This window comes from Hymenobacter cheonanensis, from assembly GCF_030581075.1.
GTDB lineage: Bacteria > Bacteroidota > Bacteroidia > Cytophagales > Hymenobacteraceae > Hymenobacter.
This window is the reverse complement of the sequence record NZ_JAUQSW010000002.1, coordinates 36,864-51,419: the sequence shown is the minus strand read 5'-3', so window position 1 is coordinate 51,419 and position 14,556 is coordinate 36,864. Positions and strand designations below refer to the sequence as shown.

At 64.7% G+C, this 14,556-nt stretch carries 9 protein-coding genes; 4 read left to right on the top strand and 5 right to left on the bottom strand.

The window, feature by feature from the left end; all coding sequences use genetic code 11:
- Positions 1–66: 66 nt before the first annotated feature.
- Together Q5H89_RS03900 and Q5H89_RS03895 are read right to left on the bottom strand one after the other, a co-directional pair.
- The gene (locus tag Q5H89_RS03900) at positions 67–1,293 is read right to left on the bottom strand and encodes a DUF1501 domain-containing protein (RefSeq protein WP_305017990.1); all 1,227 of its coding nucleotides are present in this window, start codon (positions 1,291–1,293) and stop codon (positions 67–69) included.
- 164 nt (positions 1,294–1,457) lie between these two features.
- Positions 1,458–3,065, bottom strand: a complete 1,608-nt coding sequence (locus Q5H89_RS03895; RefSeq protein WP_305017989.1) for a DUF1800 domain-containing protein — start codon at positions 3,063–3,065, stop codon at positions 1,458–1,460.
- Between the two features lie 225 nt (positions 3,066–3,290).
- On the opposite strand from Q5H89_RS03895, the gene Q5H89_RS03890 reads away from it, so the two are divergent.
- Positions 3,291–4,538: an aspartyl protease family protein gene (locus Q5H89_RS03890; RefSeq protein WP_305017988.1), complete on the top strand. Its 1,248-nt coding sequence runs from the start codon at positions 3,291–3,293 to the stop codon at positions 4,536–4,538.
- A gap of 23 nt (positions 4,539–4,561) precedes the next feature.
- Here the strand turns inward: Q5H89_RS03890 and Q5H89_RS23230 are convergent, their stop codons facing one another.
- Both Q5H89_RS23230 and Q5H89_RS03880 read right to left on the bottom strand, forming a co-directional pair.
- On the bottom strand, positions 4,562–6,223 hold the full coding sequence (locus tag Q5H89_RS23230; RefSeq protein WP_369810641.1) for a lamin tail domain-containing protein: 1,662 nt from the start codon (positions 6,221–6,223) through the stop codon (positions 4,562–4,564).
- 1,092 nt (positions 6,224–7,315) lie between these two features.
- Positions 7,316–9,826, bottom strand: a complete 2,511-nt coding sequence (locus Q5H89_RS03880; protein WP_305017986.1) for a glycosyltransferase family 2 protein — start codon at positions 9,824–9,826, stop codon at positions 7,316–7,318.
- A 512-nt stretch (positions 9,827–10,338) separates the two neighbouring features.
- Between Q5H89_RS03880 and Q5H89_RS03875 the strand changes: the two genes are divergently transcribed.
- The gene (locus Q5H89_RS03875; protein ID WP_305017985.1) at positions 10,339–11,505 is read left to right on the top strand and encodes a glycoside hydrolase family 2 TIM barrel-domain containing protein; all 1,167 of its coding nucleotides are present in this window, start codon (positions 10,339–10,341) and stop codon (positions 11,503–11,505) included.
- Positions 11,506–11,623: 118 nt separating this feature from the next.
- Here Q5H89_RS03875 and Q5H89_RS03870 read toward each other — a convergent pair whose 3' ends face one another.
- On the bottom strand, positions 11,624–12,016 hold the full coding sequence (locus tag Q5H89_RS03870; RefSeq protein ID WP_305017984.1) for a VOC family protein: 393 nt from the start codon (positions 12,014–12,016) through the stop codon (positions 11,624–11,626).
- A gap of 282 nt (positions 12,017–12,298) precedes the next feature.
- Between Q5H89_RS03870 and Q5H89_RS03865 the strand changes: the two genes are divergently transcribed.
- Together Q5H89_RS03865 and Q5H89_RS03860 are read left to right on the top strand one after the other, a co-directional pair.
- Positions 12,299–13,291: an aspartate-semialdehyde dehydrogenase gene (locus Q5H89_RS03865; RefSeq protein ID WP_305017983.1), complete on the top strand. Its 993-nt coding sequence runs from the start codon at positions 12,299–12,301 to the stop codon at positions 13,289–13,291.
- An 83-nt stretch (positions 13,292–13,374) separates the two neighbouring features.
- A complete protein-coding gene (locus Q5H89_RS03860; protein WP_305017982.1) occupies positions 13,375–14,535 on the top strand; it encodes a hypothetical protein in 1,161 nt (386 codons plus the stop codon).
- Positions 14,536–14,556: the final 21 nt, after the last annotated feature.

Genomic DNA, 14,556 nt, shown 5'->3' with positions numbered 1-14,556 from the left:
CGGCGCGAGCGAGATGCTTCACTGCGTTCAGCATGACGACCTTTTATTCAACCTATGCTCGATAATTCACACCAAGCCGGCCAGCTTCTCTATGCCGGGGCCTAGCACGAGCTTGTCGTCGGCGCCCAGCCAGTCGGTGAGGATGCTGGCGTAGAGGCTGCGGAAATCGAGCTGATACCGCAGGTCGCCCTGGTCGAGGTCCTGGAGGCTGGCGGGCTGATTTAGCAGGCCGGCCTTGCGCAGCGCGCCGCTCAGCAAAAACACGTTGTTGGCGGTGCCGTGGTCGGTGCCGTTGCTGGCATTCTGGCCCACGCGCCGGCCAAACTCGCTGAATACCATCACCAGGGTGTTGTTCCACTCGCCGTTTTTTTGCAGGTCGGCGGCCAGCGCGGCTAGCCCGTCCGAAAGCTCGCCCAGCAGGCGTCCCTGCTGCTCGTGCTGCCGCACGTGGGTATCGAAGCCGCTGAGGGCCAGGTAATACACCCGCGACTCGACGCCCGAGCTAATAAGCTCGGCGGTGGTTTTCAGGCTCTTGCCAAACTCCGTGTTCGGGTACGTGGCCGTGCTGCCGTGCACCTTCGACTTGTCGTAGAGATAATCGGCCGAGGACGCCGTTTCGGCCAGCGTCTTGTACAGGTAGTCCAGTTCCGAGCCGGCCGGCGCCGCGTTTTTCTCCTGGCTCAGCGCGCTCAGGTAGCGGCTTTGCGTAAGCTGATGAAACTTGCCGGGGTTCTTGAGGGCCAGACCGTTGCGCTGGGCGCCCTTTAGGGCCAAACTCAGCGTGTCATCTATTTCGAGCGCCTGGTAGGCGGGCGCGCCAGGGCCGCAGGTGCTGTCGAGGTAGCGGCCCAGCCAGCCGGTGCTCAATAGCTGCTCCGAGCCCGAGCCCGTCTGCCAGATGTCCATCGAGCGGAAGTGCGAGCGGTCGGGGTTGGGGTAGCCCACGGCGTTGCAAATCGCCACCTGGCCTTGGTCAAATAGGCCTTTCAAGCCCTTCATGGCCGGGTGCAGGGCTAGCTCATCGCCGAGCGGCAACAGGCCCTCACTTTCCTTGAGGGCCAGCGTGGGCCGGGCCTTGTAATACAGGTCGTTGCGGTAGGGCACGAGCGTATTCAGCCCGTCGTTGCCGCCGCCCAGCTGCACCACAATAAGGCGCCGCGCCGCGCTGCCGGGCGCATCGCGCAGCCGCGCCGCCAGCCGGGTTTCGGGCCGGTCGAGGGCGTGCAAAAACTTGGGTACCAGCAGCAGCGTGCTGGCCAGGGCCGATGATTGCAGGAAGTGGCGGCGTTGCATAAGAATAAAGCTTGTAAAGACGAAAACACCTGTCATGCTGAGCTTGCTGAAGCATCTCGCGTGCTGCACTAATCAAGCGCGCCTCGCAACGATGTGACCAAGATGCTTCGGCAAGCTCAGCATGACAAGCGCTTTAAATGTATGACCATCAATCAATAGCAAGTTTACGCCAGCTGATACTCCGGCAAACTCAGCAAGCTCACCAGCGTGGCGCGCAGGCGCGCTTCGGGCGTATCGGCCTTGGCGGCGACTTGCTGCACCAGCGTCAGGTTTTCGGGCCGCAGCGGCGCCTGCAACAGGAAATTGGCCAGCAGGGCCGGCTGCTTGTCGGCCGGCGCCGGGCCTAGCAATTGCTGAATGGGCGCCAGCGGCAGGTGCGTCGTCTCGGTGTTTTTAACCAGCCGTTCCTTGCCCGTAGTTTGGGGCGTAATGTCGTTTTCATCGTCCTTGAGCCGCACCGCAAACTCGGCGTTTTTGAACAGAATGCTCGGCAGCTGCAGGCGCAGCAGCAGGGAAGACGAGTCTATCCAGGCGCGGCCGCCGGGCCAGCCGGCCACGTTGGGCGGCATAAACAGCGTCTGGCCCAGCGCTTTTTGGTAGCCTAGCAGCTGCTTGTCGTTGGCAACCTCCAGGTTAAGGGTGCGGCGCAGCCCCGCCACCAGCGCCACCGGCGACTTGATGAGGCTGCCCGTGTTCTGGGGCGCGTAGAACCAGTCGGCCGAAAACATGCGCTCCAGCAGGTCGCTCACATCGTAGCCGCTCTTGCGAAAGGCAGCGGCCAGCGGCGCAATGTGCGCCGGGTCGGGCACGTCGTTCACAAAGAAGCGGTACATCTTGGTCACGATGAACGTAGCCGCCGCCGGCTGCTCCAGGATGATGCGCAGCGCGTCTTCGCCGCCCCAGCTGCCGGTTTGGCCCAGCAGCGTTTTGGGGCCCGCGTCGTGCTGGCGCTCCCGAAACACGAAGCGGCTCTGCGCATCGTAGCCCCACCCGGTGAAGGCGCGGGCGGCCTCTTTTACATCATTTTCGGTATAGTTTCCCCGGCCCAGCGTGAACAGCTCCATCACTTCGCGGGCGAAATTCTCGTTGGGGTGTTCCTTGCGATTCTGTTGGTTGTTAAGAAATTGCAGCATGGCCGGCTCCCGGCTCACGGCCAGCAGCAGGTCGGGAAATTTCCCCAGCGCCTTTTCCCGGATGGTATTGAGCAAGGCCAGCGAGTCGTCGGGCCGGCGCGTGCGGCAGGCAAAGTGCCCATGCCAGAACAGCGCCACTTTCTCGCGCAGCTGGCCGGGCGAGGTTGCCATCTTGTCCATCCAGGCCGTGCTCATACTGATAAAGGAAGCCCGGATACTCTCGTTCTGCAGCTTGCGCTGCGCCGGCGTAAGGTCGGCGCGGCGCAATTGGGGCAGGCCCTGGCGGCGCAGCGCCAGCGCCGAGCGGGGCCGCAGCACCTCGACCGGGGCTAGCGGCGGCGCGGCGGCGGCCGGGCTGGCCGTGCCCGGCGGTGCCGAGCTGGCTGGGGCCGGCGGGGCGGCAGCCGGGCCGGCCGCGCCCATGCTGGCCGGGGCCGGCGCGCCGGGTGGCACTGCCATCACCGCCCCTAGCGGGTCTTGAAAGCCGGCCAGCGTGGCGCTCGGAATGGGCTCGTAGGCGCGGGCTTCGTGCAACAGCTGCCGCAGGGCTTTGGCGGGGCTGAGGCCGGCGGCCACCTCTTGCGGGCGCGGGCCGAAGCCGGCCCGCCAGTACAAATGCTGGAGCTGCTGCGTGTTCATGGTAGTTGGATAGGCAAGGGGCGCGTAGGTTTAATCAGCAAAGAGGGAATCAACCCTTTGAGTCAAGTACGAATTACTTCGTAAATACTACGAAGCAATTCGTACTCAAGGGTAATTGCAACTTAAGTAAACAATAGCCTGCCCAGCGAGCGTTTGCTGGCCGAAGCAGTTGCAGAGCCAGCCCGTTCAATACACGTTCTAAATCTCTCAGCGACTTCTCTTTTGATGCGAAAACTAGCCTACTTTCTGCTGCTGTACTGCGGCCTGGCGCGGGCCGCGCTGGCGCAGCAGCCCACCGGCGTGGCGGCCCTCGACCAACTGGTGGCGGCGCTCAATAGCAAGTCGCTGGCGCCCGTGCAGCCCTACCTCACCCCCGAAACCCGCGTGAGCGGCCTGCCGGCCACCTACACCGGGCCGGCGCTGGCCCGGCTACTGCCGCAGTACGGGCCGGTAGAGGGCCTGCGCATCGTGCGCCAGGAGCCGGCCGGCCCCAACACCCGCTACGTGTGCGCGCTAGCCCGCCAGGGCACCGAAAAGGAAGTGACCCTGGTGCTAACGCCCGCCGGGCAGTTTGCCGAGCTGAACCTGGTACCGGCCAGCACGAAGAAAATCGACCTCGCCTTTGGCCCCGGGGAGATTATTACCCCGCCCAGCGTGGTGGCGCCCGCCCGGCTGCGCAATGGGCTGCTGCTGGTAGAGGCCGAGGTAGACGGCCGGCGCGGCACCTTTTTGCTCGACACCGGCGCCCCGGCGCTGGTGCTCAACAAGCGCGAGTTTGCGGCCCCGGCTACTGAAACCACCCTAGCCGCCACAGGTAGCACCGGCGTTAATGGCCGGATGGCCGGTATGTCGTACCACCTGGCGCAGCAGTTTGACTGGCAAGGCATTAGCTTTCAGCAGAAGCAGGTGCCTACCCTCGACCTGACGAGCCTGGAGCAGAAGCTCGGCGGGCTTCCGCTGCTCGGCCTCATTGGCTACAACGTGCTGAGCCAGTACGCCGTGACCCTCGACTACCACGCCGGCCAGGTGCTGCTGCGCCAGCCCGCTCCGGCCGCCGCCCCGCCGGCCGCGCTCATGCGCGTGCCCTTTGTGCTGAGTGGGCACCTGCCCGTGGTGGCCCTCACGGTGGGCGGCCAAACGTTTCAGGTGGGGGTGGATTGCGGAGCGCAGGCCAACCTGCTCGACCAGCAGTACCAGGCCGGGCTGGCCCGCGAGCTGCGCCGCGCCGCCACCGCCCGGCTCAGCGGGGCCGATGCCGCCGCCCGCGCCGTGGCCACCGCCCGCCTGCCCGAGGTGCGCCTGGCCGGCCCGCTGGTTTTTCGCAAGCAGGCCACCGTATTTGCCGACATGGCGCACCTCAACCAAAATCCCAGCCGCCCCCCGCTGCAAGGCCTGGTGGGCTACCCGCTGCTGAGCCAGTACCGCACTACCATCGACTACGTGAAGAAGCAGCTGTATTTCAGCGCCTGGTGAGGGGCCAGCCCCGCCGGCCGGGCTTAGAGCCGGGCGCCCACTACTACCGTTTTGCGGTACTCGCGGCGCTCGCCGCCGCTAGGCCTGAACAGCTCGACGTGCACGATATAGTAGCCCACGGCGGCCTTACGGCCGTGCTCATCGAGGCCATCCCACTGCACAAAGCCGGTGGTGGGCAGGCTTTCGTTGCGCAGCAGGCGGCGCGTGAGCTGGCCCAGGGCGTCGTACACCGTCACGGAGCCCACGTAGCCGGGCTGGTCGAGCTGGTAGTTGAGGGTCGTAAAGTCTTGCTGGCCATCATCATCAGGGGTGAAAAGCTCGGGCACCAGGCTCAGCTCCTGGCCATTGCCCACGGCATCCTGGGCCTGCGAGTTGGGCCGGCCGGGCGTGGCGTAGCCCACCGTGCTGGCCGCCGAGTGGAAGTTGCCGGCCGCGCTGGGTCCGCCGGCCCGAATGCGCTCCAGGCTCACGCCGGCCTGGGTACTTAGCAGGCTCAGCTGCTGGCTTTTATCGTAGGTATAGCGGTCAAGCTCCGCGCCCGTCGAGCTGGTGAGCACGACCGTGCCCGCACTGTTATCCAGCGCCGGAAAGCCCGCCACGGCCAGCAGCGCGGCCGGGTCGGCGCTGGTGGGGTATTGGGCCTGCAAAATACCGGGGTCCGAGGTCAGCGCCACGAGCTGGCCGGGCGCCAGCACGTAGGGCGCGCCCGGGCTAATAATAGCTGTAGAATTACCGCCAGCCTTCTGCACCACAAGCTGGTAGCCCTGCAAATTCACGTAGCGCAGCGAGCGGTTGAGCAGCTCTACGAAGTACACGCCGCCGGGCGCGTGGTTGAACAGGATTTCGTTAACGACCACGTCGCCGGGCTGGGCTGGCTCGGGCAGCGCCACGCTAGCCGTGGCGAGCGCCCCGCTGGCATTGCCCGCGCAGTCGGTGGCGCGGGTCACGGCCACAGTTAGCGGCTGGCTGGGCAACAGGGCCGGGCTCACGGCCAGGTCCACTGCCCGGAAATCGGGGCCCACCGGCACGGCGCGCTGCACGGCAGGGGCCGCGCCGGCACTGCTTTGCAACGTGTAGAGGCCTAGTGAAGAGGCGGCAACACTATCGAGCTTCTCGCTGAAAGCCAAGCGAATAGTAGTGGGTGTGAGGGCCACGGCGCCGAGCAGGCCGGGGGGCGTGCGGTCGGGGTTGGGAGCCGCTACGCTGTTGCGGCGGCCGGGGGTGCCGCCGCTGGGGTCCTGGCTGGCCTGCCAGTTGGGGGCGCCGCCGCAGTAGTTGGCGGGGTCCAGCATTTCGAGGGTCCAGCCGCCGGCGGCCTTGCGCAGGTCGCGGTACCAGGTGTCGGCGTAGGTGACTTCGAAGAGGGTGGTGCCGCCCGGGCCGCGCAGCACCAGTTGGTCGCCGGCATTGACCAGGGCCGGGAAGTTGCTGATGCCGTACACCTTACCGAAGGCCGCAAACTGCGCCGCCCGCGTGCTGCCGCACACCACGGCGTACTGGCCGGGCAGCAGCCGGGCCGTATCGGGCAGCACGGCGGCGGGGCTGCCGGGCCGCAGCAGGCGCACGCCGCGCAGGCTTAGGGTTTTGGCGGCGGTGTTGTTGTAAAGCTCGATAAACTCCGAAGCTGGCAGGCCAACCACGGGCGTTTCGTCGGCCATAATTTCGGTAATGAGCAGCTCGCCCACGCGCGGGGCCACGGGCACCCCGCCGAAGGCCGCCGTGAGCGGCCCGGCCGCCACGTTGCCGTAGCGGTCGGCTAGCTGGCGCACCTCCAGCGTGTTAGCTGCCGCAAAATCCTGCCCAAAAACTAGCCGTACCACGGCCGGGTTCAGGGCCGATACCGTGGCCGTGGCGGGCCCGGCGCCCGTGGCCAGCCGGTAGCGCGCCGGCTGGCTGGCGGTGGCCGGGTCCACGGCTTCGTTGAAGACTACGTCGAGGGTGCGCGCATCCAGCGCCACGGCGCGCGTGAGGAGCGGCGCCGTGGCATCGACTACGCTGAAATCATCGAAGTAAAAGTTCCTGGCATTGGCCGAGGAGTAGAGCAGCGCCACGCCCACGGCGGCGCTGCGCTGGTGGGTATTATCAAGGGGCTGGCTAGCCTCGGCCACGAAGCTGCGGCCGCCGGCCAGGTCGCGGGCCAGTGTCCACTGGCCAGTGAGCGAGCGGGTTACGCGCACGCGCACCACGTTGCTGGTGGTTGAGGCCAGGGTGCCATTCAGCCCGTCGATGAGCAGCACGGCGGTTTTTGCCGAGTCTTTGCGGAAGAGACTCACCTCGTCGTCGGTGCCGCCCAGGCGCACGAAGTAGCCGCTGGTAGCCGGGCTCCTGAGGTCGGCCTGCGAGGCTAGCAGCCACACATCGGCCAGGTTGCCGGCAGAGGTGGCCAGCCTGAGGTTGGCCCAAAACTCCCAGGTGGTGCCCGTGCTGGCCTGGCAGGGCGTGCTAAGCTGCAGCTGTGTGCCCGTGGTGGCCGGGCCATTGCTTTGCAGCACCTGGCTGGCTACCACAAAGCTGGCGGCGTCGCCGGTCCAGGCTGGGTTGCGGGTAAAGTCGCCATCGGCAAACGACTCGGTGAGCTGGGCCGAGGCCCACAGCGGAAAGAGTATACACAGCAGGAGCAAGGCTTTCATGAAGCAGCTGATTATTTTTAGCTGCACCCAAGTAAGCACTTGCGGCCGGTTATATAATATTTCTCTTTTGGGCGGAGACGCGCCGGGCGAAAGCTAAGCAGCCTGCCAGCCAGCGTATTTGCCGGCCGGCAGGCTGCCCGGCAATTATCAAAAGCTTGCCAGCAGCCCCCGGTAAGGCACCGGGGCCGCCTGCGGCTTGGCGCGGTGAGCCGTGCGGCCGGTGGGCATGCGCTGGGCGGCCTCGGGGGCGGCAAAAACTATCGTGTTAAGCTCGGGGTAGTCTTGCGTGAGGCGCTGGGCGGCCAGCAAGGGAGTATCGCTAGGGGCGGGCGCCAGCAGCAGCACCGGCACGTGGTGCATGGCCAGGGTGTGCATAATGCGCGAGCGCAGCAAGGCGTAAGAAGGGGCGCCCCCGCCGGCTTGCAGCGGGCTGGCTATCCAGTTGGTGTAGGTAACCCCCGGAAACTTTTGCAGCTGCACGTCCGCCACATCGGGGGTCCAGACCCATACGGCGTTGATAACGTCTTCTTGCTTAAGCTCTTCGTGCATGTGCCGCCAGGCCTTGCGGTAGCTGGCCGCCGTGGGGGCGGCCAGCAGGGGGCGCAGCAGCACCGGGCCGGTCAGGGCATTGAGCTGCCGGGCAAAGGTGTGCCAGTAGTTTTTCTTCAGAGAAGCGCTGGCATCTACCGGCCAGGTTAGCAGCGGAATCTGCCGCTGCTGCACCAGGTTTGCCACGGCGGCCGGCAGCGGCTGCGAGGCGTTGAAATCGGGCAGGGGCAGCGCCGTAATGGTACAGGCCGGCTTGGGCGACTCAAAAAGATTGAGCCCGGCCAGCAGGCTTACCGGCTGGGTTTCGGCAAGGCTTATGGTTTGGCCCACCCGGATGCTTTGCACGCTGGTCAGCATCCACTCCGGCGGCACGCGGGCTAGCCAGGCAGCATGCAAGTAAGACACCGTGCCGGCCGTGAGCAGCACCAAGGAGGCCAGCACCGGGCTGTACTGCCGCGCGCGGGTGGTAGCCCACTCCATAAGCCTGGTGGGCAGCGAGGCCAGCCGCAGCAGCGAGGTGCGCAGTGGCAGGCTGCGCAGGCCGCGCGAGATATTCTCAAACACGTTGTGCAGGCCCATCGTGGCCGAGGCCAGCAGGATGGCAATGTTGAAGTACGACAGGTAGGTAACCTGCACGATATAAGGGCCTTTATCGGCGCGCAGGCCAAAGTGGCTGGCTGCCCACAGCAGGCCGGCCAGCAGCAAATTGGGCAGTATCAGCAGCCACTCGTTGTCGCGGCGGCCTTCCTTGGGCGTCGGAATGTAGGGTACCCGCACGCCAATAATGGCGTAGAGGAGCCCGAGCGTGTACACCCACGACGTACTCATGCGCAGCAGGCCGCCGCAGAGGTGCAGGCCGCTTTCGCCGGGCTCGCGCAGCCAGCGCTGGGCGTGCAGCCGGATGAGCAGCGACATAAACAGCAGGGGCAGCGCGTGCAGCAGCAAATCTTGCGTGTTGGCTAGCCACGGAAACTGCCCCGTTGCTAGCGAAAACACGGGCAGGGTGAGGTCGATGAGCGCGATGACGCCCGAGAAAAAATAGAGCGGCAATACCAGGTAGTGCAGCCGCTGCGGCCAGCTAAAGCGGCCGAAAAGCTTCGGATACACCCGAAACAGCAAGTCGAAAGCCCCGCGCGACCATTTCAGCTGCTGCGAGTAGAAGGCGGCCAGCGAGGCCGGCACCAGGCCCCGGCTCACTACTTCCGGCACATACGCCGACTTCCAGCCCTCGGCGTGCAGCCGCATGGCCGTGTGCATATCCTCGGTAAGCCCGGCGGCGTGCCCGCCGATGGAGTCGAGCGCCGTGCGCCGGAAGGTGCAGTTGGCCCCGATGGCCTGCACCGTGCCGTAGGCGTTCATGCCCATCATCATGGGGCCGTAGAAGTGGTAGGTTTGCTCGGCCGCGCCGCGGGCCACCAGGCTTTCGGCCTGGTTGCCATACGACTGCACTACCTGCACGTAGCCCACCTGCTCGTCTTCGAAGTAAGGCATTACCCGGTCCAGAAAGTCGGGCGTGGGGGCGTGGTCGGGGTCCAGCACCACGCACATTTCGCCGGTGGCCTGGCGCAGCGCGTTGTTGATGTTGCCGGCCTTGGCATTCACCTTCACCTGGCGCGTTACATGCACCACGCCCAGGCTGCGGCAGGCCGCCCGTAGCACGGGGTCGTTGCCTTCATCGCAGAGGTAGCTCGTGTGCGGGTAGGTGATGGCCTGCATCGCCCGCAGCGTGTTGATAATCATCTGGCGGGGCTCGCCCGGGCAAGCCGTCGTCAGTACATCCACGGTGCGCAGGCGGGGCGGGTAGGCCGGCGGCACCGGCACGCGCACCTGGGCATAGTGTACCCACTCGTGCACCATGCGCAGGGCCTTAAACCCCAGCGATAAGGCTAGCAAGCAAAACAGGGGCCAGTAGCCCCCTTGCGTAGCCGTGGCAAACCACCACAAGAAATTGACCAGGCACAGCGCGCCGCCCGCTATCAGCCAGCGCATTTTGCCCAGCCCCGCTACTTTGTTAAAGTGCAGCCGATAAGGCTGATGGGAAGAAGCCGAAACAGAATCAGAAGGAGGAGAGGTTTTTTCGGATAGGTACGCGGGTGATGCGGGAAGCATAAAAAGGCCGGTTGAAGATTGTTTTCAAAAGAGAGAGCAAGAGCATGGCTAGGGGGCGCCAGGAAAAAAGCGCAACGAAAGAGAGCACCCCAGGGCAGTAAGGAACGGCTTCCAGGGGGAGGAGTATTTGAAAAGTAATAAATTTTGTTGCCAAAATCATGTGAAAGATAATGGCCGCGCGGGAAAAGTTGCAGTGTTTTAAAAAATTTTAATTGGATTTTGCCAGTTATTGCATTAGATACCTGTTTTAAGCAGTAGCAGAAAAGCGCCAGATGATACCTACAAAGAGTATAAATTCAAGTATAAATAATACTCTTTTGCGCTTGCGGACCATCTTGGCCTTTAGCGGGGTAGCCTTACTAATGGTGGTGGTTGGCGCGTGCGACAGGCTGGCGCCCCCCAGCCGGAGCGAAACCCGGCCGGCGCCTCCCGCCCCGAAGGGCATAACGCCGGTAACGATTATAAAAAAACCGCGCGGTTTTGAATTGCTGCGGGCGGGTAAGCCTTATTTTTTGCTGGGAGCCGGTGGGCTCGATGGGTTTGCGCAAATGCGGCAGGCGGGCTGCAACACGATGCGGCTCTGGAGCACCGACTACGCCGCCCCCCTGCTCGATGAGGCTCAGAAACAGGGCCTAACCGTGATGCTGGGCCTCTGGCTGGAGCCCGAGGACCAGCACTTCACCTATTACGACCCCGAAATGGTGCGGGCGCAACGGCAGCGGGTGCGGCAGCAGGTGCTGCGCTACCGCCACCACCCGGCCCTGCTGATGTGGAGCATCGGCAACGAGGTAGAGCAGTCGGCCACCGGGCCGCGCCTGTTTGGGGCCGTTAATGAAATCGCCCGCATGATTCATGAGCTAGACCCCTACCACCCCGTTACGACCGCCCTGGCCAGCGATTTTGAGTGGCGGGCTCGGCAGTTGCAGCGGCTGGCCCCCGAAATCGATGTGCTGTCGGTAAACGTGTATGGTAAGCTCAGGATGCTGCCGCAGCTTATTCGCAAAAGCGGCTGGCAAGGGCCCTACATCGTGTCGGAGTATGGCGCCCCCGGCTACTGGGAGGCGCCTAAAACGCCCTGGGAAGCGCCGCTAGAGCAAAACAGCACCGAAAAAGCGGAATCGGTAGGGCAGGCCTATCGAAAAAGCATCCTCGCAGACAGTAGCTATTGCTTAGGCTCTTACGCGTTTTACTGGGGCTCAAAATTTGAATACACGCCCACCTGGCTCAGCCTGTTTGAGCCCACCGGCGAAAAAACGGCGCTCGTAGACGAGCTGACCTGGCTTTGGAGCCGCCGCCGCCCCGCCAACGCGGCCCCGCGCCTGAATGCAGTGCTGCTGGCCGGGCGCCAGGCGGCCAGCAGCGTGCAGCTGCCGGGCGGCCAAGAGGTGATGGCCTCGGTAGATGCGACCGACCCCGAGGGCGACTCGCTGACGACGCGCTGGGAGGTGAGGCCCGAGATGGAACTGACCTTTAAAACGGAGGTGGTGGCTACTCCCACCGAGGTGCTGCCGGGCTGCATTCGGCGCGCCTGGGGCAGGCAGGCCCTCGTGCGCACCCCTAGCCGGCCCGGGGCCTACCGCCTGTACGTGCGCGTGTTCGACGGGCACGGCAGTGTGGCTACGGCCAATATCCCCTTCTTGGTGCGCCGCAAAACGCCGGCGGCCGTCGTGGCCAAGTAGCGTAAGGGCCACGTAATAGCCGCCGGAATCCGGCTGCGGAGCAGGGGCCGGCAGGGCGTGCGCGGCAGTTGCCACAGCGCACGCCCTGCCGGCCCCTGCTACCGGCACTAAAACCGCTTTACACCATGTAAAACTCCCAGGAAATGCGGTCGGGGTCTTTGAAGGCCACGTACTTCATAGGGCCCACGGTGTCCTGCTTGATGCCAGTATTTTCGACGCCGGCCGCCTGGAGGGCGTCGGCCACGCGGTGTAGCTCCGCTTCGTCTTCGCAGGCAATGGCGATGTGGTCGAGGCCCACGTTGAAGGGCGTGAAGGTGCCGCCGCCGGGGTAGGTAGGCGCCGCCTGCTTGAAGCCGATGAACGTGGAACCCACCAGAAAACCCAGTATTTCGGGGGTTTCGAGCGCAATCGGCAGGCCTAGCAAATCGTGGTAAAACGCTTTGGCGCGGCCAAAGTCGGTGGTGCGCAGCGCTACGTGGGCTAGCCCCTTGGTTTTTGGGTTGATGGGCATAAGTGACAGCGTGGTTTGGGAAGAAGAAAGTGGGAGAAGTAGTTGGCAAAGGCCGCCGGCGGTGCCGGGCCCGGCATTGCACAACGGCCCTCAGGTCTCAACGGCTAACGGGCGATTTCGGCTGGCGGGCCCAGCGAATATTTTTCATTTTCTGGCGGTCGGGGCTGCTAGTGCGGATTTCAAGGCCCGGCGGCTCGTTGGCTACGCAATTTTATCCCGACATTTGCCCATGCCGGCTGGGACGGGGCCGGGTATTTAACGCGCTGACTAACTGTATTTAGAATGAAAATTGCCGTTGTGGGTGCCACCGGGCTGGTGGGCACCGAAATGCTGAAAGTGCTGGCCGAGCGCCAGTTTCCGGTTACCGAACTGCTGCCCGTGGCCTCGGCCAAATCGGTAGGCAGCCTCGTGCACTTCCGGGGTACCGACTACCCGGTGGTGAGCATGGAAGCCGCCATTGCGGCGCGCCCGGCCATCGCCATTTTCTCGGCGGGCGGCGGCGTGTCGCTCGAATTTGCGCCCAGGTTTGCCGAGGTGGGCACCGTGGTGGTCGACAACTCGTCGGCCTGGCGCATGGACCCCAGCAAGAAGCTGGTGGTACCCGAAGTGAACGCCGCGGTGCTTACGAAAGACGATAAAATTATCGCCAACCCCAACTGCTCGACCATTCAGTTGGTAGTGGCCCTCAACGACTTGCACAAGAAGTACCAGGCCAAGCGCCTCGTCATCAGCACGTACCAAAGCGTAACCGGCACCGGCAAAAAAGCCGTCGACCAGCTGATGGAGGAGCGTGCCGGGCAGGTCGCCAGCAACCCCGCCTACGCCCACGCCATCGACCTGAACGTGCTGCCGCACATCGACGTGTTTCAGCCCAACGGCTACACCAAGGAGGAGCTGAAAATGGTGAACGAGACGAAGAAGATAATGGGCGATGACAGCATCCGCGTCACGGCCACCTGCGTGCGCGTGCCCGTGATGGGCGGCCACTCCGAGTCGGTAAACATCGAGTTTGCCCACGATTTTGACCTTGAGGAAGTGCGCGATATCCTGCGCAATACCGAAGGCGTGGAACTGGTAGACGACCCTAGCCAGAACAGCTACCCCATGCCCAAAGACAGCCACGGCCGCGACGCCGTGCTGGTGGGCCGCCTGCGCCGCGACGAAACCCAGCCCAACACCCTCAATATGTGGGTAGTAGCCGACAACCTGCGCAAAGGTGCCGCCACCAACGCCGTGCAGATTGCCGAGTACCTGGCCGCCCAGGGCCTGGTGTAAAGCGTTATTCTCGCTACTAAACCCCTGCGTTTTCCCAAGCGCAGGGGTTTTTAGGTGATATTGCGCTTTATCCCAAAGGCCCGATGAACCAAAAAAGCCACTGGATTGGGCGCGTGCGTTGGGGCCGGCTGCTTGTGCTGCTAGGGCTCGTTATCAGCCTCGGCTACAGCTGGCCCACCTACCAGCCGCCCGCCCGCGCCGAGGTGCGGCTGCGGCTGAACTACCTGGAGCGTGTGATTGCCGAAGGCGCGGCCCCCGCCACCACGCTGGGTAAGCTAACGGCGCTGAACCCTGAATGGGGCTTGTTTACGCTGTCGTTCAGCACCTATGCGCTGGCCAACCTGGCCGCGCAACAGCCGGCGCTAGGCCCCGAAGCGGCCCGCACCATGCGCCAGGCCGTGGCGGTGGCGCTTACCGCGCCCATGCAGCAGCCCTACCACAGCCTGGGCGACAGCCAACTGGCCGGCTATTCCCTGCCCGGCTCGGTGCTTTACCTGGGCCATCTCAACCTGATGCTAGGCTACCTGCGGCAGCTGGAGCCTGGTACTCCTTACTGCACGCTGCACGACTCGCTGTCGGCCCGCCTGTACCGGCAGTTGCAAGCCGCGCCGGCCGGCAACCTCGCCTCGTATCCAGGCCGGTACTGGGTGCCCGACAATACGGTGGCCCTGGCTTCGCTGGCCCTGCATACCAGCCTCACAGGCAGCCCATACCATTGGGCCGGGGCGCGCTGGGTAGCGCGGGCCCGGCGCGAGTGGCTCGCCCCCGCCACGGGGCTGCTAGCCTCGATGATAGATACTGTGGGGCAGCCGGCCGAGGCGCCGCGGGGCTCCCACCTGGGCTGGAGTATCTGGTTTCTGGCCCGGTTCGATTCAACTTTTGCCCGGCAGCAGTACCAGCGCTACCAGGCGGCCCACAGCACTAACCTGGGCGTGCTGCGCCTGTACCGCGAGCAGCCGGGGCGCTACGACACGGGCGTGGGCGATGTAGACAGCGGCCCGCTCATGCTGGGCTACGGCATCCCGGCCACGGCCTTCGCCCTGGCCGACGCGGTGGCGCTGCACGACTGGCGCAATGCCCAGCGCCTGCGGCGTGTCGTCGGCCTGGGTAGCCGCGAAATTCTGGAACACAACGAGTTGCGCTACGGCGTGCGGCTGGTCGACCTCGACGTGAATCCGCTATCGGAAGCGTTGTTATTGTGGGCTGAGGTGCCCGGCGGGGCAGTTAGCGCCAGATTTCGTTGAAGAACCCCTGGCAGCGACAGC

What these genes read in the sequence shown, in the direction of transcription:
- Q5H89_RS03860 (WP_305017982.1), top strand. Translation starts at nt 13,375, where the DNA reads ATGAACCAAAAAAGCCACTGGATTGGGCGCGTGCGTTGGGGCCGGCTG.
- Q5H89_RS03895 (WP_305017989.1), bottom strand. Translation starts at nt 3,065, where the DNA reads ATGAACACGCAGCAGCTCCAGCATTTGTACTGGCGGGCCGGCTTCGGC.
- Q5H89_RS03900 (WP_305017990.1), bottom strand. Translation starts at nt 1,293, where the DNA reads ATGCAACGCCGCCACTTCCTGCAATCATCGGCCCTGGCCAGCACGCTG.
- Q5H89_RS03880 (WP_305017986.1), bottom strand. Translation starts at nt 9,826, where the DNA reads ATGCTTCCCGCATCACCCGCGTACCTATCCGAAAAAACCTCTCCTCCT.
- Q5H89_RS03870 (WP_305017984.1), bottom strand. Translation starts at nt 12,016, where the DNA reads ATGCCCATCAACCCAAAAACCAAGGGGCTAGCCCACGTAGCGCTGCGC.
- Q5H89_RS03865 (WP_305017983.1), top strand. Translation starts at nt 12,299, where the DNA reads ATGAAAATTGCCGTTGTGGGTGCCACCGGGCTGGTGGGCACCGAAATG.
- Q5H89_RS03890 (WP_305017988.1), top strand. Translation starts at nt 3,291, where the DNA reads ATGCGAAAACTAGCCTACTTTCTGCTGCTGTACTGCGGCCTGGCGCGG.